This window comes from Methylobacterium sp. UNCCL125, from assembly GCF_900116795.1.
GTDB classification, from domain to species: Bacteria; Pseudomonadota; Alphaproteobacteria; order Rhizobiales; family Beijerinckiaceae; genus Methylobacterium; species Methylobacterium fujisawaense.
This window is the reverse complement of record NZ_FPBW01000025.1, coordinates 82,601-102,283: the sequence shown is the minus strand read 5'-3', so window position 1 is coordinate 102,283 and position 19,683 is coordinate 82,601. Positions and strand designations below refer to the sequence as shown.

General features: G+C 71.0%; 19 protein-coding genes. 12 read left to right on the top strand and 7 right to left on the bottom strand.

The genetic code is table 11. The features are described from left to right. Positions 1–383 (bottom strand): OmpP1/FadL family transporter (locus tag BM396_RS23690; protein ID WP_244538940.1); only part of this gene is annotated, 383 nt, incomplete at its 3' end. 437 nt (positions 384–820) lie between these two features. Between BM396_RS23690 and BM396_RS23685 the strand changes: the two genes are divergently transcribed. Then, complete coding sequence (locus BM396_RS23685; RefSeq protein ID WP_043357420.1) at positions 821–1,705, top strand: fumarylacetoacetate hydrolase family protein; 885 nt, start codon at positions 821–823, stop codon at positions 1,703–1,705. Positions 1,706–2,218: 513 nt separating this feature from the next. Then, positions 2,219–3,232 (top strand): biotin synthase BioB, encoded by a 1,014-nt coding sequence (bioB, locus tag BM396_RS23680; RefSeq protein WP_043386070.1) that lies wholly within the window; start codon positions 2,219–2,221, stop codon positions 3,230–3,232. Between the two features lie 107 nt (positions 3,233–3,339). Here the strand turns inward: bioB and BM396_RS23675 are convergent, their stop codons facing one another. From BM396_RS23675 to mnmA, 4 genes are all read right to left on the bottom strand, one after another. After that, positions 3,340–4,767 (bottom strand): sensor histidine kinase, encoded by a 1,428-nt coding sequence (locus BM396_RS23675; RefSeq protein WP_244538939.1) that lies wholly within the window; start codon positions 4,765–4,767, stop codon positions 3,340–3,342. Between the two features lie 270 nt (positions 4,768–5,037). After that, positions 5,038–5,832, bottom strand: a complete 795-nt coding sequence (locus BM396_RS23670; RefSeq protein WP_043386065.1) for a TVP38/TMEM64 family protein — start codon at positions 5,830–5,832, stop codon at positions 5,038–5,040. After that, positions 5,829–6,482 carry a class I SAM-dependent methyltransferase gene (locus tag BM396_RS23665; protein ID WP_043357432.1) on the bottom strand — a complete coding sequence of 218 codons (654 nt, stop codon included), beginning with the start codon at positions 6,480–6,482 and terminating at the stop codon, positions 5,829–5,831. Before BM396_RS23665 ends, BM396_RS23670 begins: the two co-directional genes overlap by 4 nt. A gap of 25 nt (positions 6,483–6,507) precedes the next feature. Next, complete coding sequence (gene mnmA / locus BM396_RS23660) at positions 6,508–7,662, bottom strand: tRNA 2-thiouridine(34) synthase MnmA (RefSeq protein ID WP_043386062.1); 1,155 nt, start codon at positions 7,660–7,662, stop codon at positions 6,508–6,510. A gap of 333 nt (positions 7,663–7,995) precedes the next feature. Here mnmA and BM396_RS23655 point away from each other — a divergent pair, with 333 nt between their 5' ends. The 8 genes from BM396_RS23655 (at position 7,996) to BM396_RS23620 (ending at position 16,118) form a co-directional block, all read left to right on the top strand. Further along, positions 7,996–9,483, top strand: a complete 1,488-nt coding sequence (locus tag BM396_RS23655; protein WP_236952782.1) for a flagellar hook-length control protein FliK — start codon at positions 7,996–7,998, stop codon at positions 9,481–9,483. 89 nt (positions 9,484–9,572) lie between these two features. Next, positions 9,573–10,262 carry a flagellar hook assembly protein FlgD gene (locus BM396_RS23650; protein ID WP_043386058.1) on the top strand — a complete coding sequence of 230 codons (690 nt, stop codon included), beginning with the start codon at positions 9,573–9,575 and terminating at the stop codon, positions 10,260–10,262. A 91-nt stretch (positions 10,263–10,353) separates the two neighbouring features. Beyond that, a complete protein-coding gene (locus tag BM396_RS23645) occupies positions 10,354–10,629 on the top strand; it encodes a CtrA inhibitor SciP (protein WP_007569077.1) in 276 nt (91 codons plus the stop codon). Positions 10,630–10,999: 370 nt separating this feature from the next. Continuing rightward, positions 11,000–12,628, top strand: a complete 1,629-nt coding sequence (fliF, locus tag BM396_RS23640) for a flagellar basal-body MS-ring/collar protein FliF (protein WP_043347402.1) — start codon at positions 11,000–11,002, stop codon at positions 12,626–12,628. A gap of 25 nt (positions 12,629–12,653) precedes the next feature. Continuing rightward, positions 12,654–13,712, top strand: a complete 1,059-nt coding sequence (locus BM396_RS23635; RefSeq protein ID WP_043347401.1) for a flagellar motor switch protein FliG — start codon at positions 12,654–12,656, stop codon at positions 13,710–13,712. Next, positions 13,709–14,320, top strand: a complete 612-nt coding sequence (locus tag BM396_RS23630) for a FliH/SctL family protein (protein ID WP_043347399.1) — start codon at positions 13,709–13,711, stop codon at positions 14,318–14,320. The genes BM396_RS23635 and BM396_RS23630 overlap by 4 nt, the downstream gene beginning before the upstream one ends. Positions 14,321–14,330: 10 nt before the next feature. Continuing rightward, complete coding sequence (fliN, locus tag BM396_RS23625) at positions 14,331–14,663, top strand: flagellar motor switch protein FliN (RefSeq protein ID WP_012321962.1); 333 nt, start codon at positions 14,331–14,333, stop codon at positions 14,661–14,663. 93 nt (positions 14,664–14,756) lie between these two features. Then, on the top strand, positions 14,757–16,118 hold the full coding sequence (locus tag BM396_RS23620) for a sigma-54-dependent transcriptional regulator FlbD (RefSeq protein WP_043386056.1): 1,362 nt from the start codon (positions 14,757–14,759) through the stop codon (positions 16,116–16,118). Positions 16,119–16,227: 109 nt separating this feature from the next. Here the strand turns inward: BM396_RS23620 and BM396_RS23615 are convergent, their stop codons facing one another. Continuing rightward, a complete protein-coding gene (locus tag BM396_RS23615) occupies positions 16,228–16,512 on the bottom strand; it encodes a hypothetical protein (RefSeq protein WP_043347393.1) in 285 nt (94 codons plus the stop codon). A gap of 102 nt (positions 16,513–16,614) precedes the next feature. Next, positions 16,615–17,925 (bottom strand): KpsE/RkpR family capsule polysaccharide export protein, encoded by a 1,311-nt coding sequence (locus tag BM396_RS23610; RefSeq protein ID WP_043386053.1) that lies wholly within the window; start codon positions 17,923–17,925, stop codon positions 16,615–16,617. A 192-nt stretch (positions 17,926–18,117) separates the two neighbouring features. Here BM396_RS23610 and BM396_RS23605 point away from each other — a divergent pair, with 192 nt between their 5' ends. Beyond that, on the top strand, positions 18,118–18,549 hold the full coding sequence (locus BM396_RS23605; protein WP_043386051.1) for a hypothetical protein: 432 nt from the start codon (positions 18,118–18,120) through the stop codon (positions 18,547–18,549). A 100-nt stretch (positions 18,550–18,649) separates the two neighbouring features. Beyond that, the gene (locus BM396_RS23600; RefSeq protein ID WP_244538938.1) at positions 18,650–19,672 is read left to right on the top strand and encodes a lysylphosphatidylglycerol synthase domain-containing protein; all 1,023 of its coding nucleotides are present in this window, start codon (positions 18,650–18,652) and stop codon (positions 19,670–19,672) included. Positions 19,673–19,683 lie beyond the last annotated feature (11 nt).

Here is a 19,683-nt window from a genome sequence, read left to right as displayed (position 1 = left end):
GGCTTGGTCACGAGCCCGAAGGGCGCGCCGGTCGAGAGGCCGAGCCACAGGCGGTCGTTCAGCTGGTACGAGGTCGCGCCCGCCGGCACGAGGGCGCCCTGACCGAGCTCGCCCGAGCCGCCCAGCCGCGCGAAGCCCGGATTGGTGCCCGGCGCCGGGCGGATCTCCGAGGACAGGCCGATATAGGTGAAGTTCTGCTCCGCGACGAAGCCCGGGTTCATCGTGATGGTCGCGGGGTTCCAGAACATCGACGACACGCCGCCCGATCCCGAGGCCGCGCCCGCAAACGCCAGCCCCTGCGCCTGCGTGCTCTGCTCCCGCAGACCGAACGCCCCAGCCTGAACCTGCCCGGCACCGAGGATCATTGCCGTCGCCGCCAGCATTGCAGCGCGCACCGTCCTGCCCATCTCGTCCCCCAAGCGTTGTCGTTCTGGCGGGCGCCGAAGATTGTTAGAGCTTCATCAGGTGGCACCCTTTCGGGCATGGTGCCGGTTGCGGGGACTGAACCGCAATGACCAGGACGGCCTCAGGAGGCGAAAAGAAGATCCGTAGAGACATCGGGATGCATTGTCCCATCGGGGCCGATGCCTGGCGAAGACCTGTTTTCGATAATTACGCACCCAACTTTTCCTCTTGCGCCGCGCCCTGAACAATAGACCCATTATCATCAGACCATGAACTTTTTTGCAGGCCTGTTGCTTGGCTGCGACACCCGGCGGGGCGCTGCGTGCGGACCGCCGGCCTTGCACCCGGGTCGAGGCCCGGCCATGGTCCCGGCGTCCGGCGCAGACCGGCACAGGGAAGGATGAGGAGTGCGGCCATGAAGCTCTTCCGGCACGGCCCGAGCGGCGACGAGAAGCCCGGCCTCGTGGATGCGAAAGGCGGCCTGCGCGACCTCTCGGGCATCGTGCGGGACATCGCCGGGCCGGCGCTGTCGCCCGATTCGCTGGCGCGCCTGCGCGCCCTCGATCCCGAGACCCTGCCGAAGCTGCCGCCGGACGTGCGCCTCGGCCCCTGCGTGGGCGGCACCCGCAACGTCGTGGCCATCGGCCTGAACTTCGCCGACCACGCCGCCGAGACCGGCTCGCCGATCCCGGCCGAGCCGATCATCTTCAACAAGGCGCCGTCCAGCCTGTGCGGGCCGAACGACACGGTGATCATCCCCAAGGGGTCGCACAGCACCGACTGGGAGGTCGAACTCGCCGTGGTGATCGGGCGGCGCGCCAGCTACGTCCACGCCAACGAGGCGCTGAGCTACGTGGCGGGGGCCTGCATCTGCAACGACGTCTCCGAGCGCGAATGGCAGATGAACCGCGGTCCGACCTGGACCAAGGGCAAGAGCGCACCGACCTTCGGGCCGCTGGGCCCCTGGCTGGTGACGCTGGACGAGATTCCCGACCTGAAGAACCTCGCCATGAGCCTCGACGTGAACGGCGAGCGCCGTCAGACCGGCTCCACCGCCACGATGATCTTCGACGTTCCCCAGCTCGTCGCCTACACGTCGCACTTCATGCTGCTGGAGCCGGGCGACGTGATCACCACCGGCACCCCGCCGGGCGTCGGGCTCGGCATGAAGCCGCCGCGCTACCTCAAGGCCGGGGACGAGATGGTCCTGCGGATCGACCGGCTCGGCGAGCAGCGTCAGCAGGTCATCGCCTTCGACGACTGGACCGCCAAGGTCTCCGCCGGCGAGCCGACGGACTGACTGGCCGCGCCGCCGCCCGCATCCGGGCGGTGGTGCCGGTTCCAGGAACAGACACCGGTATCGGTGATCGTCCCGCGCTTCGGCCGGACAAGACTGCGACATCGGATCGTCCGCAGGCCCGCGCGCAGGGTCGAAGCCCGAGCCGCCGACGCGCAAGGCGATCGAGATCCGGGCCGACACCGTCAAGCAGGCGGTGCGGGACGAGCCCGACCGGATCCGGTGGATCGCGGCGCAGCCCAATCGCCTCGCGCGCCTGGTCGGGGCCGGCGGCCGGATCCTTGGGGCCTCCGATCAGACTGGATCGCTGACCGGGCGGGCGTCCTGCCAGCCGGACGGTCTCACGAGCGGCGTCGAGCGGGACCGGCACGGGCACGGCCCTCCCCCGGATACCGGGCCGCGAGACGTCGCGCGGCCTCGGTTGGCACGGCCTCGAAGTCCAGACCGATCCGTCCGCGGGGAGTTCGGGCGCCCGGCCCGCTTGATTTCTGGCCGCCGATCCGGCTCAAACACCGGATGAGCGCGACTTCCCTTCCCGGTTCCCCGCAGCCCGACCTCGGCGACATCCGCCACGACTGGAGCGTGGCGGAGATCCGCGCGATCCACGACCTGCCGCTGATGGACCTCGTGTTCCGGGCGGCGCAGGTCCACCGCCGGCACAATGACCCGGCCGACATCCAGCGGGCGTCGCTCCTGTCCATCAAGACCGGCGGCTGCCCGGAGGATTGCGCCTATTGCCCGCAATCGGCCCACCACAAGGGCGCAGGCGTCGCCCGCGAGCGGCTGATGCCGGTGGAGACCGTGCTGGCCGAGGCCGCCGCCGCCAAGGCCGCGGGGGCCCAGCGCTTCTGCATGGGCGCCGCGTGGCGCCAGCCCAAGGACGGGCCCGAGTTCGACGCGGTTCTCGCCATGGTGCGTGGCGTGCGCGGCCTCGGCATGGAAGCCTGCGTGACGCTCGGCATGCTCACGCCCTCCCAGGCCGGACGGCTCGCCGAGGCCGGGCTGACCTCCTACAACCACAACCTCGACACCGGCCCGGATTTCTACGAGGACATCATCTCCACCCGGACCTACGACGAACGCCTGCAGACCCTCGCGAATGTCCGCGAGGCCGGGATCGGCGTGTGCTGCGGCGGCATCGTCGGGATGGGCGAGGGCGTCACCGACCGCGCCGCGATGCTTCAGGTGCTGTCCAACCACGCCCCCCATCCCGAGAGCGTGCCGATCAACGCCCTGGTGGCGGTGCCCGGTACTCCGCTGGAGGACCAGCCGGCGGTCGATCCGTTCGATCTCGTGCGCATGTGCGCCACGGCGCGGATCGTGATGCCGCGATCCCGGGTCCGTCTCAGCGCCGGCCGCAAGAGCCTCACCCGTGAGGCGCAGGTGCTGTGCTTCCTGGCGGGCGCGAACTCGATCTTCTACGGCGAGCGGCTGCTGACCACCGCCAATAACGGGCAGGACGACGACGCGGCCCTGCTGGCCGACCTCGGCATCCGGGTCGGCGAACCGGTCCGGGCCGCGGCGGAATAGGCCCGCGGGCGCCTTTCCGTTCGCGCCTTGCCGCTTGGACCTTGCCGCTGGGACCTTGCCGCGCGCGCTGATGGGGTGGTGACGGCCGCCGCCCACGGCCGATCGCGTCAGCCCTCCGGCAGGACGATCCGGAAGCGCGCGCCGCTCAGCCCCTCGGCCTCGCAGGCATCGAGGGTGAGCGTGCCGCCGTTGATCCCGATCAGCTCGGCGGCGATCGGCAGGCCGAGCCCCGTGCCGCCGGAGCGCATAGAGCCCTGAAACGGCGCGAACAGGTTCTCCCGGGCGCGCGCCGGCAGTCCGGGGCCGTTGTCGGCGACCAGGATCGTGATCCGGCCCGGCGCCCCGCGGGAGGCCACGACGCGGACCGCAGCCTCCGGCACGGCGGCCCCGTCGAGCGCCTGCACGGCGTTGCGGACGAGGTTGGCCAGCGCCCGCGCCAGTTGCTCCGGATCGGCCTGCACGCTCAGGTCGGCCGCCGCGACCTGCACGGAGACCGGATGCGCCGCCAGCGCGGCGAGATCCGGAAGCTCCGCGAAGATGGGCGCCAGCGGCGTGCTGGCCAGGAGCGGCGTCCGCTCGGAGACGCGCCCGTAGGCGAGCGTCGCCTCGCAGAAGCGGATCGCCCGGGCCAGCGTCCCCACGAGGCGCGGGGCCACACGCTGAACGGTCGGATCCTCGGTACCCTCCAGGCGATCGCCGAGAAGCTGCGCGCCGGTCAGCAGGTTGCGCAGCTCGTGGCTGATCTTGCTGACGGCGAGCCCGAGTTCGGCGAGCCGCCGCTTCTGGCGGAGCTGGTCGGCGAGGCTGCGCTGCATCCGCCCGAGCGCCCGCTCGGCCTGGCCGATCTCGTCGCTGCGGCGGGACGGGGCGATGATCCGCCCCGCATCCTCCGGATCGTCCGCGAAGACCGTGATGCTCGTGGCGAGCCGCCGGACCGGCCGCACGATGAGCACCTGCAGCACCACGAAGACGAGGCCCGCCGCGGCGGCCGCGATGATCAGCGAGGAGACCAGCAGGCGCAGGGCATAGTCGATCATGGCGGTGCGCAGCGGCGCCTCGTCGAGGAGGATCTCGACCCGGTCGAAGCCGATCCCCCCCTCCCCGATCACGCGGATCGGCTCGCGGACCGGCGCCACCAGGGTGCGCCACGCCCCCCGGATCGCCGACAGCGCTGTGACGTCGCGCAGATCGACGATGTCGGCGACCTGCTCGGGCATGGGCTCGATGGCGAGCAGGCGCTGGGCGCCACCGCCGCGAACCGCGATCGCCCGGGCATTCACCCCGGCCAGGAGCCGGCTCTCCAGCGCCTCGGAGACCGGCTCCCCGGTCCGGCCGTCGAGGACCAGGGCGGCGACCTGCGCGGCCGCCAGGCGGTCCGACATCCACTCGACCCGGTAATTGGCCACCGCCGGCACATAGGTCAGCACCTCGGCCACCACCACGAACGCGACGGTGACGAGGAACAGCCGCCCCGACAGGCCGAGGCGGGCCGTGCGCCGCTCCGGCAGATCGCGGCTCGGGGCGGACGCCGGCATCGCCGGTGCCGCGGCCTCATCGGACTCGACGGACACGCCGGTCACGCTCCGCGCGGGCATCGCGGATTCGGATCGGCGGAGGGCGGATTGAGAAAGCTCGAGCCGGGTCCGGCCTTCGCGGGATACATGTTCGCAAGCCACAGATTCGCAGGCGGCAATACAGGCTCTCGGCAGTGAGCACTATACGATATCCACCCGCAGGCGGTTGCATGTGCCCTCAGACACGGAAAAACACAGCCGGCGGAGGATTGCGTATCCCGGGCGTCGCTCTCAGCCGCGTCTGGCGCGCCGGCTCAGCAGCACGCTGACCAGGGCGAAGACGGCCAGCATCGCGAGGCCCGCCACCATCTTGGGCGTGACGAGGGCCCGCAGGGTCAGGGCGTCGTCGCAGCCGCCCGCCCCCGCCGCCAGGCAGGCCGCCTTGGCGGCTTCGTGGGCGGCGACGACGTCCTCGATGCCCGCTCCCGTGGTGGCGTACACGACGGCGCCCGGCAGCAGCCCCAGGAAGGTCGCGAGGACGAAGACCCGCATTTTCACCCCGAAGGCGGCGGGGGCGAGGTTGGTCACCCAGAACGGGAACAGGGGGAGGAGGCGCAGGACCGCGATATAGCCGAAGGCATCGCGCCGGAAGCCTTCGGCCAGCCCGGCGAGGCGCGTGCCGCCGATCCGCCGGAGCAAGTCGGCCCCCGGCCCCCGGCCGATGGCGAACACGAGGGCGGCGCCCGTGGTGGCCGCGCAGACCGCGGTGAGCGCGCCCGGCACGATGCCGAACAGGAAGCCGCAGACCATCGTCAGGATCAGCGTGGCCGGCACCGACACGACCACGGCCCCGACATAGAGGCAGTAGGCCGCGACTAAGGCGCGGAGATAGCCGGCCTCGACGAAGCCGCGCAGCCAGATCCGCGAGGCGAGGAGTCGGTCGAGGCTCAGGAGCTGGGCGGCGCCGGAGACCACGACGATCGCCGACATCGTCAGGAGCAGCACCAGCGGGAGCCAGCGCCGCAGCCGCTTCCAGCGTCCGTCACGCCGCTCTTCGCCGACGGGCGCGTTCCCGGTCTCGATCACCCGGGCTTGCGCATCCGCAGGATCTTGAAGAACCCGCCCGGGAAGGTCGGCTTCAATCCCAGGACCTCGACGCCGTTGCGCCGGGCCCAGGCCTCGATCCGCGTCGCCTTGAAGTCCGACGACCAGCCGATCTTGGTGCAGAGCGGGGCCACGATCTCCTCGACCCGGGCGACCGGGCCGTCGCTCTGGCCGAAATGGTTGGCGAGCACGATGCCGCCGCCCGGCCGCACCACCCGCAGGAACTCGGACATCGCGGCCTCGGGATCCGGCACCAGGGTGATGAGGAACTGTGCCACCACGGCGTCGAAGCTCGCATCGGCGTAGCCCAGGTGGCAGACATCCATCACCTGCAGCCCCTTCACGTGGGACAGGTTCCGGCGCCGGACCTTGGCACGGGCGCGCTTGAGCATGTCCTCGGAGAGGTCGACGCCGCAGACGAAGCTCGATGTCGGATAGTAGCCCAGCGCCAGCCCGGTTCCGACGCCGGCCTCCAGGATCCGCGGCCCGTGCTCGGCCGCCGCCTCGACGGCGGCGCGGGCCGCGGGCTCGGTGAGCTTGTCGTAGACCACGTCATAGACGGGGGCCCAGCGGGCATAGGCCTTGCGCATCAGGGCCGTGCTCGGCCCGGCCATCTGCGGCTCGCTCAGCATCGTTCGAAGGTTCCAGAGGTTGAGATCAGGCGGCCTCGCGGGGCCGGGCCGACAACGCGTCGACACGCCGGATGGTGCCGCCGCCCAGGACCCGGGCCCGGGGCCCGTCATCCGTGTAGATCGCGCAGGCCTGGCCCGGCGACACGCCGTCCTCGGGCTCGGTGAGAACGATCTCGGCCGTGCCGTCCGGCCCGACCGTGAGTGTCGCCGGGCGCGGCGGCCGGGTCGAGCGCACGCGCACCGCCACCGGCAGGTCGCGCACGGCCTCGGCCGGGCCCTCGCCGAGCCAGTTCAGGTCCGAGAGGCGGATCCGGGTCGTGGCCAGGGCTGTGCGCGGTCCGACCACCACCCGGGCCGCATCCGGCTCCAGGCGCACCACGTAGAGCGGTTCCGGCCCGGACAGGCCGAGGCCCTTCCGCTGCCCCACCGTGTAGTGGACGATGCCGTCGTGCCGGCCGAGGACGTGGCCGGCGAGGTCGACGATCTCGCCGGGCCGCGCCGCATCGGGGCGCAGGCGGGCGATCACGTCGCTGTAGCGGCCCTGCGGCACGAAGCAGATGTCCTGGCTGTCCGGCTTCTCGGCGAGCGACAAGCCGAGATCCTTCGCGAGCGCGCGGGTCTCGGTCTTCTCCATCTCGCCCAGGGGAAAGCGCAGGAATGCCAGCTGCTCCGCCGTGGTGGCGTAGAGGAAGTAGCTCTGGTCCCGGGCCGGATCGAGGGCGCGGTGGAGCGCCCGGCCGCCGCCCGGCAGCGCCCGGCTCGCCACGTAATGGCCGGTGGCCAGCGCGTCGGCGTTCAGGTCCCGGGCGAGGCCCAGCAGATCGCGGAACTTCACCGTGCGGTTGCACTCGACGCAGGGGATCGGCGTCTCGCCCGCGAGGTAGCTCTCGGCGAACTTTTCGATGACCGCGTCGCGGAAGCGGTCCTCGTAGTCAAGGACGTAATGCGGGATGCCGAGATGCTCCGCCGCAGCCCGTGCATCGTTGATGTCCTGGCCGGCGCAGCAGGCGCCCTTGCGGTGGCTCGCCGCGCCGTGGTCGTAGAGTTGGAGCGTCACGCCGACCACGTCGAAGCCCTGCCGCTTCAGCAGGCCAGCGACCACGGAGGAATCGACGCCGCCCGACATGGCGACGACGACGCGCGTCTCGTGGGGGGCTTTGGGAAGATCGAGGGCGTTCATCGCGAGGGTCCGCAGCCGCCGGCCCGGAAGCTTCCTGGCTGCACGGGCCGTCTATAGCGGGACTTCGCCCGGCTTTCCAGGGCGGCCAGCGCCGACACCCGGCAGATCCTGCCGATCGGGCGGCAGGTTCGATCAGGGCCGCGCCGCGCGCCGCGGAAGAGCACTATATTTTTCAGTCTCTTAGCGGGCCACCCCGGTGGCGCGCGGCTTGCTGCGGGCGGCCCAGAGGAGTCCGGTATGGCGAGCGGTGCGGCGGATCGTTTGGATGTCACCACCTGGATTCCGTCCGCGCGGAGTGCGTCTGCCCCGCGGTCGGGCTGGGAGGCGGCGGGCGTGGCCGCCCGGGCCGGGGATTCGACGCAGGATCGCTTCGGCGCCGCCCTGACCGCCGCCCAGGCCCGCGACGACGCGGCGGAGACGCGCGCCCGCACGGCCGACCTGCGCGACCTCGCCGCGTCGGCCCGCACCCGACAGGCCGATCAGCGCGATCAGGCCCAGGCCGCCCGGGCGGCCGGCGACCGTGCGCAGGATTCGGCACGGCAGGCCGAGGCCCGCGCCGCGGACCGGACGGCCGACCGCGCCCGACAGGCGGAGGCGGCGGCTCCGGCGGGGCGTACCGGCAAGGCCGACGCACCGCGTGCCGCCGCAGACGCACGCCCGGAAGCGCGGATGCCGGCCGCGGCGCGCGACGCACAGACGGGCCAGGCGAAACCCGCCGCACGACAGGGCTCCGAGGCTGCCACGACCTCATCGGATCGCGCCTCCGCCACAGGCGACACGGCGGCTCCCGAGGCGGCGCAGGCCGAGACGACGGTGCAGGCTGAGACTGCGGCGCCGCAGACGGCCGAGCCCGCCGCCCCGCCCGCCGGTTCGGACCCTGCCGCCTCGCTGCTGGCCCTCATCGCCGCGCTGACCGAGGGCGGCGCGGCGACCGGAACGGTCAAGACCGAGGCGCCCGCGGGCACCGGCGCGGCGACCGCGCAGGACGGCGGGACAGCGCTCCTCGGAACGGGCGCGGCCGTGAGCGCTCCCGGCAGCGGCGGGCCGGTCGGCAGCCCCGCGGGTGATGCCGTATCGGGCATCGCCGGCACCCCCTCCGGGGCGAAGGCGGCAGGCGCCGGCAACGAGCCGGGCTCGGTGGGGAAGAGCACCGTCCCGGTGGAGGGCCCGGCGGCCGGCGGCTCCGCGGTCGCGACATCGGACAAGGACGGCCAGGATTTCCTGACTGCCCTGGCCGATATGGGACAGGGCGCAGGTCCGCTCTCAGGCACGCCCCCGGCCCCGCAGGGCGGCCAGACGCCGCCGGTCCCGTCGAGCCCGGCCGTCGGCACGACGAAGGCCGCAGAGGGCACCGCTGCGCCGAACCAGACCGCCGCGCCGGTCCAAACCGATCCGCCCATCCCCATCGGCCAGGTGCCGATGACCATCGGCCTGCGCTCCCTGCGCGGATCGAACGAGTTCCAGATCCGGCTCGATCCGGCCGAACTCGGGCGCATCGACGTCAAGCTGGAGATCGACAAGGCGCATGGCCGGGTCATGACCCACCTCGTGGTCGACCGGCCCGAGACCCTGGCCCTGCTCCAGCGCGACGCCGGCCAGCTGCAACAGGCGCTGTCCCAGGCCGGATTCGACCCCTCGGGCGGCGGAATCAACCTGTCGCTGCGGGGCGACGGAAGCGCCCAGGGCGGCAGCGGCGGCCAGCAGGGGGATTCCCCCCGCAGCAACGGGGCGAACTGGTCCCAGGATCAGGCCGAGGCCTCCCAGGACATCGCCCCGATCCGCCTTCTGCGCGGCTACGGCGGCGTCGACATGAGAATCTAGGCGGCGCGCGCAAGCGCCCGCATCGCGAACCGACACAGACACAGCGCGCATCCAGGCCCGCGCCAGGGCGCAGCACCGGAGAGATCAGCATGACGAGCGGCATATCCAGCCTCACCAGCACGACGGCGACGAAGAGCGCGTCGTCGAGCAGCAGCAGCGGCAACTCCACCGAGATCGCCAGCAACTTCACGCAGTTCCTGACTCTGCTGACCACGCAGCTCAAGAATCAGAACCCCCTCGATCCGATGGACACCAATCAGTTCACCCAGCAGCTGGTCCAGTTCGCCGGCGTCGAGCAGCAGCTCAAATCGAACGACCGCCTCGACAGCATCCTGAGCGCGTCGCAATCGGCGAGTTCGGCCTCGGCCACGAGCTACATCGGCAAGACCGTGACGGCGGATGGAAGCGCGTCGCAGCTGTCCAAGGGCTCGGCCTCCTGGACACTGACGCCCGCCCGGGCCGCCTCCAAGGCGGTGATCTCGATCCTCGATTCCCAGAACAACGTCGTGGCCACGCAGAGCACGACGCTGACCGCCGGAAGCCAGGCCTACACGTGGAACGGCAAGACCTCCGCGGGCCTGACCGCGCCGGATGGGAACTATTCGATCAAGGTCTCGGCCACCGACGCCACCGGCGCCACCGTGGCGGTCGACACGAGCCTCACCGGCACCGTCGACGAGGTCGATCTCAGCGGGACGACACCGGTGCTGATCATCGGCTCCCAGAAAGTGCCGCTGTCCAGCGTGCAGACCATCGGGTTGTCCACAAGTGGCACTTAACGAATCACATCCGAGTGACTCGCTTCAACATCTCTTAAGCGGGCGCAAGTACCTTCAATGCTCGACAGGTCAGTCGAGTGTAGAGCGTATCATGACCGAACCGAGCCGCCCGAGAGTGAAGTACGTGATCGGGCCCGACGGCAGCCCCCTGACGATCGCGGATCTTCCGCCCCCGAGCACCCGTCGCTGGGTGATCCGGCGCAAGGCCGAGGTCGTGGCCGCGGTGCGCGGCGGCCTTCTCAGCCTGGAGGAGGCGTGCAAGCGCTACACGCTGACCACCGAGGAATTCCTCAGCTGGCAGTTCTCCATCGACCAGCACGGTCTCGCCGGCCTGCGGACGACGCGGATCCAGCATTACCGCCACTGATTATCCGACGCCTCTGTCGGGCGCCATCGTTCCGGGATGCTGCAGACGCCCCCGGAACCCCAACACGACCGAGGGTGCCGAAACCCGGCGCGTCGGCGGCTCTGGATGACGGGCTCCGCTTCGCAATCCTGGACTGACGCGATGGCCTCACTCCCGCAGCGACCACGTCGACGGCGCCGGTGGGGTGGATCGCCCGAATCCGAGAACCCACGAAGCCGCGTCCGGATTCCGGGCGCGGCTTCGTGCTGTTCCGGCGCCCGCCTTTGGGCCTCGGTTGCGCGGCATTAACGCCTCGCTAACCACGACCTGGGCAATTTCTGCCGAGCGGGCCGCCGGGGTCCGCCAGCGTTAGAGTGCAGCGAATCCTCCCGTGAAGCCGGTCCTCGATCTCGTCACGAAGTTCGGACCGGCCCGAATCGCCGCCATGGCGGCGGTGACGCTGACCCTCATCGGCTTCTTCGCGTTCATCATCCTGCGGGTCTCGCGCCCCGATATGGGCGTGCTGTTCTCCGACCTGTCGATGCAGGATTCGGCCTCCGTGGTCCGCGAGCTGGACAGCCGCGGAATCCGCTACGAGACCCGGGGCGATGCCGGGCAGACGATCCTGGCTCCCCGCCCCGACCTCGCCAAGCTGCGCATGGATCTGGCCGGCAAGGGGCTGCCGACCCAGGCCGGGGTCGGCTACGAGATCTTCGACAAGGGCGATGCGTTCTCGTCCACCAACTTCGTGCAGAACGTGAATCACCTGCGCGCCCTGGAGGGCGAGCTGGCCCGCTCGATCCGGGCGATCGGCCGGGTCCAGGCGGCCCGGGTCCACCTCGTCCTGCCGGAGCGCCGCCTGTTCGAGCGCGACCGGGAGAGCCCGAGCGCCGCCATCGTGCTGAAGCTGATGGGCGACCTCGACGCCGGGCAGGTTCGGGCGATCCGCCATCTCGTGGCCTCCGCGGTCGAAGGCCTCAAGCCCGACCGGGTCTCGATCGTCGACGAGCGCGGCCGGCTGCTGGCGGACGGCGCCCGGGACGCGGGGACCGACGTCGCCAGCGGCTTCGAGGACCGGCAGGCCGCCCTCGAACGGCGCCTGCGCGGCCAGATCGAGGACGTGGTCGCCGGGATCGTCGGCACCGGCCGGGCCCGCGTCCAGGTCAACGCCGAACTCGACCTCAACCGGATCGAAAGCCGCTCCGAGACCTTCGATCCCGAGAGCCGCGTCGTGCGCTCCGCCCAGACCCGCACCGAATCGGCGGTCACCGGCAATGCCGAGGGGCAGGTCAGCGTCGGCAACGAGCTGCCCGGCGCCAATGGCGGCGACAAGGCGCCCACGCCGAAGGACGCGACGAACAAGAACGAGGAGACCACGAACTACGAGATCTCCCGCGTGACGAAGACCGAGATCGCCGAGGGCGGACGGATCAAGCGCCTGTCGGTCGCCGTCGTCCTCGACGGGGTGTACGCCACCGCGCCTGACGGAAAGCAGACCTACAGCCCGCGCACGCCCGCCGAGATCGAGCGGATCACCGCCCTGGTCCGCGGCGCGGTCGGCTTCGACAAGGCCCGCGGCGACCAGATCGAGGTGGTGAACCTGCGCTTCGCGGAGGCGCCGAGCGTGCCGCAATTCACCGAGCCCACGCTCATCCAGTCGTTGCTCGCCCCCACCAAGGAGGACGTGCTGCGGATGGCCGAACTCGCCGTCCTGGCGCTGCTCACCCTCATCGTCCTCCTCACGGTGGTCCGCCCCCTGGTGCGCCAGGTGCTCGCGCCGGTGCCGGAGGCGCCGGCTCTGGCCGCGGCCGGCATGGGCTTTCCCGGCGACGCCGTGGTTGCGGGTCCGAGCGGGACCGTGACGGTCATCGACCGCGACAATCCGACCGCACGGCTGATGGAGTTCGCCAAGATCAACGGCCAGGTCCAGGCCGAGACGGTCCAGCGCGTGGTCGACATGGTCCGGGCGAGCCCGTCCGAGACCGTCGAGGTGCTGCGCACCTGGATCCAGGAAGAGTGAAGCGTAGGGCGTCGAGGGCAACACGATGGCGGCAGGTGCGGGACAGGGTTTGGCGAACACGCTGGCGACGGCGGGCGGCGATTCGTTCGCGGCGATGCCCGGTCCGCAGCGCGCCGCCGCGCTCCTGCTGATGCTCGGTGAGGAGGAAGGCGCGCCGATCTGGCAGGCGCTCGAAGAGGAGGAGATCAAGAAGGTCAGCGCCGCGATGGTCCAGCTCGGCACGCTGGAGGCGACGACCGTCGAGAAGCTGATCATCGAGTTCGTGACGAAGCTCGGCAACAGCGGCGGCATCTCGTCGAATTTCGAGCGGACCGAGGCGCTGCTCCTCAAGATCTTCCCGAGCGATCAGGTCTCGCTGATCATGGCGGAGATCAAGGGCGCGTCGGGCAAGCGCGTCTGGGCCTCGATCGCCCAGGTCGACCCGGAGATCCTCGCCTCGTTCCTGCGCAACGAGTACCCGCAGACCGTGGCGGTGGTGCTGTCGCGGGTGCGGGCCGACTACGCCGCCAAGGTGCTCACCATCCTGCCCGAGGATTTCGCCATCGACTGCCTCAACCGGATGCTGCGCATGGAGACGGTGCAGAAGGAGGCGCTGCGCCACATCGAGGAGACCCTGCGGGTCGAGTTCGTCTCCACCATCGCCCAGACCCAGCGCCGCGACGCCCACGAGATGATGGCCGACGTGTTCAACGCCTTCGACCGGCAGACGGAAGGCCGCTTCCTCGCCGCCCTGGACCAGGCCAACCGCGGCTCGGCCAAGCGCATCCGCGAGCTGATGTTCACCTTCGAGGACCTGCTGAAGCTCGATCCCGGCAGCGTCCAGACGCTGATGCGCTCGGTCGACAACGACACCCTGTGCCGCGCCCTGAAGGGCGGCAACGAGAGGACCCGGGCCTTCTTCATGCAGCAGATGTCGACCCGGGCTGCCAAGAACCTCACCGACGAGATGGCCGCCCTCGGGCCGGTCCGGCTCAAGGAGGTCGACGAGGCCCAGGCGAAGATGACCGAGATCGCCAAGGACCTCGCCGAGAAGGGCGAGATCATGATCGCCAAGAATAGCGCCGAGGAGGAGCTGGTCTATTGAGCGCCCAATCCGCCCGGAGCGCCAAGCCGTTCCTGTTCGAGACCGATTTCCGCAGCGCCCGCCCGAGCGCCGAGGCCCAGCGCGCCGCCGAGGCCGCGCTCCGCGCCGAGGCCGAGGCGCATGCCCGCGGCCTGCAGGAGGGACGCGCCCAGGCCGAGGCGCAGGTCCAGGGGCGGCTCGCCGACGCCATGACCCGCTTGGCGCTCGCCGCCGCGGGCCTGATCGCCCAGGCCGACGCCCGCGACACCGAGCGCGAGGCGCAAGCGGTCGAGGTGGCCATGCTGATCGCCCGCAAGGTGGCGGGCGACGCCCTCGATGCCGCCCCGCTCGCCGGCATCGGCGAGGCAGCCCGGACGGCGCTCCAGCATCTGCGCGGCGTGCCGCACTTGGTGGTGCGGGTGCACGACAGCCTCGTCGAGGAGGTCGAGACCCTGGTGAAGCGCCTCGCCCGCGAGCGCGGCTACGAGGGCCGCCTCGTCGTCCTCGGCGACCCCGACATGGCGGCGGGCGACGCCCGCATCGAGTGGGCGGACGGCGGCATCGTCCGCGAGCGCGCCCGCATCGAGGCGGCGGTGCTGGACGCCCTCGGCCTGCCGACGAGCCTGTGAGGAGATTCTGATGTCCGACGATTTCAGCCTGCCCCAGCTCGGCGAGCACGACACCGACTACGCGGCGGGCTCGATCCGCGACGCGCCCACCACCCCGAAGACCGCCGCCGACCTGGAGCAGCTCTTCGACGTGCCCGTTATGGTCTCGGCGGTTCTGGGCTCGGCCCGGATGCCGATCGGCGACCTGCTGCGGCTGGCGCCCGGGGCGGTTCTCGAACTCGACCGGAAGGTCGGCGAGGCGATCGACGTGTTCGTCAACAACCGGCTGGTCGCCCGCGGCGAGGTCGTCCTCGTGGAGGATCGGCTCGGTGTGACGATGACCGAGATCGTCAAGGGTGAATGACCCGGGCGACCGAGAATGTGGCCCGGGCGCCGGCGACGGCCGCAGGCCAGTTCGGCGCGTAACCCGCGCCAGGATGTTTGAGAGGGACGAACCATGCGGCTCCTGATGATCGGGCGGCTCAATGGCGAGCTGATCACCGCCTCGAAGATTTGCATGCAGCGCGGCGCGTCGGTGACGCAGGCCGATGCCGTGCCGCAGGGCCTCAACGTCCTGCGCGCCCGGGGCGCCGACCTGATCATGATCGATGTCGGGCTGCCGATCCGCGAGCTCGTCACCGCCCTGGAGGCGGAGCGGATCCGCACGCCCGTGGTCGCCTGCGGCGTGTCGGCGGACGCGTCGGCCGCCGTGGCGGCGATCCGGGCCGGCGCCAAGGAGTACATCCCCCTCCCCCCCGACCCGGAGATGATCGCCGCGGTGCTGGAGGCGGTCGCCACGGATCGCGCGGCCTTCGTCTGGCGCGACCCGTCCATGGAGCGGGTGGTCAAGCTCGCCGAGCAGGTCGCGCGCTCCGAAGCCTCGGTGCTGATCACCGGCGAGAGCGGCACCGGCAAGGAGGTGCTGGCCCGCCACGTCCACCAGAAGTCCAACCGGGCGGGCAAGCCCTTCGTGTCGGTGAACTGCGCGGCGATCCCCGAGGCGCTGCTCGAATCCGAGCTGTTCGGCCACGAGAAGGGGGCGTTCACGGGGGCGGTCGCCCGACGGATCGGCCGGTTCGAGGAGGCCAATGGCGGCACGCTGCTCCTCGACGAGATCTCCGAGATGGACGTGCGCCTGCAGGCGAAGCTGCTGCGGGCCCTCCAGGAGCGGGTGATCGACAGGGTCGGCGGCACGGCGCCGGTGCGGGTCGACATCCGCGTGCTCGCCACCTCGAACCGCAACCTCGCCGAGGAAGTCCGGAAGGGCACGTTCCGCGAGGATCTGCTCTACCGGCTCAACGTCGTCGCCCTGCGGCTGCCGCCCCTGCGGGAGCGTCCGGCCGACATCATCGAACTCGCCACCCACTTCGCCCGGAAATACGCCGCGGTGAACGGGATGCCGGTCCGCCCGCTCTCTCCGGAAGCCCGGACCCTGGTGCTGAAGAACCCGTGGCGCGGCAACGTCCGCGAGCTGGAGAATACCCTTCACCGGGCGGTGCTGCTCGCCTCGGGCGACACGATCGGCCCGGAGGCGATTCTCTCGCCCGACGGCGAGACTTTCGCGGCCGAGGGACCGGCCGCGCGCGCCGCGCAGGTCGCCGAGGCCGCCACCCGCGGGCTGGTGGGGCGGACCGTGGCGCAGGTCGAGTGCGACCTGATCCTCGACACCCTGGATCATTGCCTCGGCAACCGGACTCACGCCGCCCGGATCCTCGGCATCTCCATCCGGACCCTGCGCAACAAGCTCAACGAATACGTCTCGGCAGGGCTCGAAGTGGCCGAGCCCGGGAGCGTCCGGACGAGTGTCGCCTGCGGCTGACGCGCCAGGGGTCGCGGGACCGATCCCCGCTCAGGCGCGCTGCCGCTCGGCGGAAATCCGGCCCGGAATCGATGCGGATGGCGGTGTCTCGACGCGGTGGTGAACGGTCCTAGCGCCGCCCGCTCTGCGCCGCCTTGTGGGCCTCGGTCTGGGCCGCGAAGGCCGCGTCGAGCTTGCGCAGCGACTCGTAGCGGGCCACGTCGCCCTCCACGTCGCGGATCGTCTCCTCGACCAGGTGGCGCTGGAGGGCCACCCGCGGATCGTCGGCGGGCAGCGCCTCCCGCTCCTGCAACCGGAGCACGGCCTGCCGCACCACCGTGTAGACCGCCTCGCGCTCCTCACGGGTCATCGACGGCTGGATCGCCTTCGCGACGAGATCGGAGAAATCCGACATGGCGTGTTAGCGTTCGCTCATTCTGGGACGCCCGAAAGGCCGGGCCGCCTCCCTCTACAGACCGCGCCGCCCCGGATCCAGATCCGGGAGCCGCGACCGCGGCTACATCCTCTGGTCGCGGATGCCTGCGAGCAGGAGCGCGGACGAACTCCAGATCACCAGGAAGCAGAAGAACGCCACCAGCAGGGTATGGCCCCGCTCGGGGTAGAGGCTGTCGGTGGGAAGGACCGGGGGCACGAAGGTGGCCAGGAAGATGTGCTGCTTGCTGGCAGAGACGCGGGCCCGGTCGAGGAGGGTGTGGGCTGATTCCTCGAGCTTCTCGGCGATGGTCCGTTCGACCAGCAGGCCCTCGTACTGGAGCAGCGCCTCGGTCAGGTTCTGCCCGCCCGCGCCGGCGGTGGCGCTCGTCATCTCGTCCTGGAGCGTCTTCATCTGCTGGTCGATGGCCGCGATGTTGGCCACCAGCGTCTGGATCGAGCGCGACCGCTCGTCCAGATTGGAGCCGCGCAGGACCTGCAGGTCGTTCTCGGCCTTCAGCTTGTCCTTCCGCAGGGACGTCAGGGCCGTCAGCGTTCCCTCCGCTGACTTGATCGGATCGATCACGCCCCACTGATTGCGGAAGGCCTGCAGCGCGAGATGCGCCTTGCGCAGACGGTCCTGCGCGACCTTGGCGTCCGCCTCGGCCTGGGCGACCATGTCGGACTGCGCCCGCTTCGAGATGTCGTTGATCAGAGCCTCAGAGCGCAACACCACCGCGCGGGCGATGGTCAGGGCGTCCTCGGGCGTGAAGGCGCGCACGGACAGGCGGATCACGCCTGAGATCGAGTCGATATGCGCCTCGACGTGCTTGCGCCAGTATTTGGTGAGATCCTCGATCGGATCGGTCGGATCGAAGCGCGCCCAGAAATCCGCCTCGGACCGCGAAAACATCTTGGAAATGCCGATGCTCTTCTCGAGAGCCTCGACCAGGGTCTGACTGTTGATGTAGTCGCGGACGATGAAGCTGTCCTGGCTGTTATGCTTCTGGATCAGGTTCGTGTACTGGCCGAGCGAGATGTTCTCCATCGGCTCGACATTGCCGCGGACCGCGAACTGGGCCTCCGCGACGTACTGGTTGGACGCGAAGGCGAACAGGTAGAGGCCGACCACCAGGGTGGGCAAAAGCACGAAGAAGCCGATCCGGCGGATGATCCGTGCGCCGTAGCTCGACGTGTCCTCCTGCCGCGGGCGCAGACCGGGCAGACGGGTCCAGTCCAGGCGCTCACGGACCGAGGCGACGAGCGCTCGTGCGGTGCGCTTCTCCGGCACCGGCCGGATCGTCTCCGCGCTCCGCCGCAACTCGGTCATCGTCGGTGCGGCGAACGTCACGATCTCGCCTTCGCGCGTGTCGTCCTTGACGTCGTCGAAGCTCATCCGCTCTTTGTTCCTGGGTCTGCGCCGGTTCCGCTGCCGCGGCGCCGGCCGAGGGGCGGCCCGTGCGCGATAACCGGAATCCCGTTCTTTTAGGCCCTTTTTATGGCACCCGGCTTGGCCGCTCCGCCCGTCGCTGCGCCGCGGCGACAGGCGCCGTAGCCCGCACCGGGTATCGCGTCCTACAGTCTCTGGATGATGACAGAACCCCATGTTCCGGGCGTGGATGGCCGCCCGACCGGCCGTTCGGCCAAGACCAAGCTCACCGAGATCGTCGTCGTCTGTTCCAAATGCGCCAAGCGGCAGGGTCTGCGCGGCCGAGACCTCCGTGCCCTGCTGAAAAAGGCCGGGAAGCAGGCCGCCCAGGACGGGGGAGCCGGCCGCCGGAGGAAGCTCTGTATCGTGGAATCGGGCTGCCTCGGCCCCTGCCCGAAGCGCGCGGTGGCGGTCGCCACCGGCGCGAGCCTGGCTGCGGGCCGCGTTTTCCTGCTCGATCCCGCCGCCGGCCCGGCCGAAGCGCGTGCCGCCGTACTCGATCCCGTCCTGCCCCGTCGTGCAATCCCCGAATTCGGCCCCAATACCGCTCTAGCGGCGATACCATCCGACGAATCGCCGCCGGTCCGCTGACCGGCACAACCTGGAGCGCGCTCTTGCCCGCCTCTCGACGCGAGGCCCCCGCACCGTGACCGGCAACAACGTTTCCCGGAAGCGGCGGGCAGCCCACGCCGTGCTGCGTCGCCTCCCCTTGATCGGTACCCTGATCGGCCTCGGTCTCGCCGTCTGGCTCGTGGCGACCAACGATCTGGCCGCCGTGGCCACGGCCTTCGGGCGGATCGGCTTCGCGGGCTTCGCCGGCGTCACGCTGGTGCGGATCCTCGTGATCCTCCTCTGCGGCCTCGCCTGGGCGCGCATCCTCGACGGGCTGCCGCCCCCGGCCGGCCCGGCCTGTCTGATCCTGCGCTTCGTCCGCGAAGGCATCAACGTTCTGCTGCCCGTCGCCTCGGTGGGCGGAGACGTCCTCGGGGCACGCCTCCTCACCTTCTGGGGTGTTGCCGGGTCCCTGGCGGCGGCCTCGGTCCTGGCCGACCTGCTCTTCCAGGTCGGAACCCTCGCTTTGTTCGCCAGTCTCGGCGCGGGCCTCCTGAGCCGGGTCCAGGGCGCCGAAGCGGCTGCGCTCGCCAGCTGGACGCTGCGGACGCTGGCGGTGGCCGGTCTGGTGGTCGCGGCATTCTTCGCCCTCCAGCGGATCGGCATTGTGCGGGTGATCGAGGATCGGCTCACCGCCCTCGGCCGGCGCTTCGTGCGCGAGACCGAGGCGCGCCCCGAGCCGCCCCGGCGGATCCAGGGGGCTCTGGACACGGTTTGGGCGCCAGGCCGACGGGGCCACCTGGCCCAATCCTTCGTCCTGCACGCGCTGGCTTGGCTGCTCGGCACGGCAGAGGTCGCCGTCGTCCTCGCCTGCATCGGCGTGGATCATGTCGGCTTGGCCGACATCCTGGTGATCGAGGCGCTCAGCCAGGCGATCAAGGCCGCCGCCTTTCCGGTCCCGAGCGGCCTCGGTGTGCAGGAGGGCGGGCTCGTCCTGGTCTGCGGTCTGTTCGGCATCGATGCCGGCACCGCCCTCGCCCTCTCGCTCGCCCGCCGGGTGCCCGACGTGGTGCTCGGCCTGCCGGCGCTCCTCGTCTGGCAGAACCTCGAAGCGCGCCGGGCCGGGGTGCGTCCGGCCACACCCAGCTGCGACAATCCGTGACCCAGAATCGT

What these genes read in the sequence shown, in the direction of transcription:
- BM396_RS23685 (WP_043357420.1), top strand. Translation starts at nt 821, where the DNA reads ATGAAGCTCTTCCGGCACGGCCCGAGCGGCGACGAGAAGCCCGGCCTC.
- bioB (WP_043386070.1), top strand. Translation starts at nt 2,219, where the DNA reads ATGAGCGCGACTTCCCTTCCCGGTTCCCCGCAGCCCGACCTCGGCGAC.
- BM396_RS23675 (WP_244538939.1), bottom strand. Translation starts at nt 4,767, where the DNA reads ATGCCGGCGTCCGCCCCGAGCCGCGATCTGCCGGAGCGGCGCACGGCC.
- BM396_RS23665 (WP_043357432.1), bottom strand. Translation starts at nt 6,482, where the DNA reads ATGCTGAGCGAGCCGCAGATGGCCGGGCCGAGCACGGCCCTGATGCGC.
- mnmA (WP_043386062.1), bottom strand. Translation starts at nt 7,662, where the DNA reads ATGAACGCCCTCGATCTTCCCAAAGCCCCCCACGAGACGCGCGTCGTC.
- BM396_RS23650 (WP_043386058.1), top strand. Translation starts at nt 9,573, where the DNA reads ATGACGAGCGGCATATCCAGCCTCACCAGCACGACGGCGACGAAGAGC.
- BM396_RS23645 (WP_007569077.1), top strand. Translation starts at nt 10,354, where the DNA reads ATGACCGAACCGAGCCGCCCGAGAGTGAAGTACGTGATCGGGCCCGAC.
- BM396_RS23635 (WP_043347401.1), top strand. Translation starts at nt 12,654, where the DNA reads ATGGCGGCAGGTGCGGGACAGGGTTTGGCGAACACGCTGGCGACGGCG.
- fliN (WP_012321962.1), top strand. Translation starts at nt 14,331, where the DNA reads ATGTCCGACGATTTCAGCCTGCCCCAGCTCGGCGAGCACGACACCGAC.
- BM396_RS23620 (WP_043386056.1), top strand. Translation starts at nt 14,757, where the DNA reads ATGCGGCTCCTGATGATCGGGCGGCTCAATGGCGAGCTGATCACCGCC.
- BM396_RS23615 (WP_043347393.1), bottom strand. Translation starts at nt 16,512, where the DNA reads ATGTCGGATTTCTCCGATCTCGTCGCGAAGGCGATCCAGCCGTCGATG.
- BM396_RS23610 (WP_043386053.1), bottom strand. Translation starts at nt 17,925, where the DNA reads ATGAGCTTCGACGACGTCAAGGACGACACGCGCGAAGGCGAGATCGTG.
- BM396_RS23605 (WP_043386051.1), top strand. Translation starts at nt 18,118, where the DNA reads ATGATGACAGAACCCCATGTTCCGGGCGTGGATGGCCGCCCGACCGGC.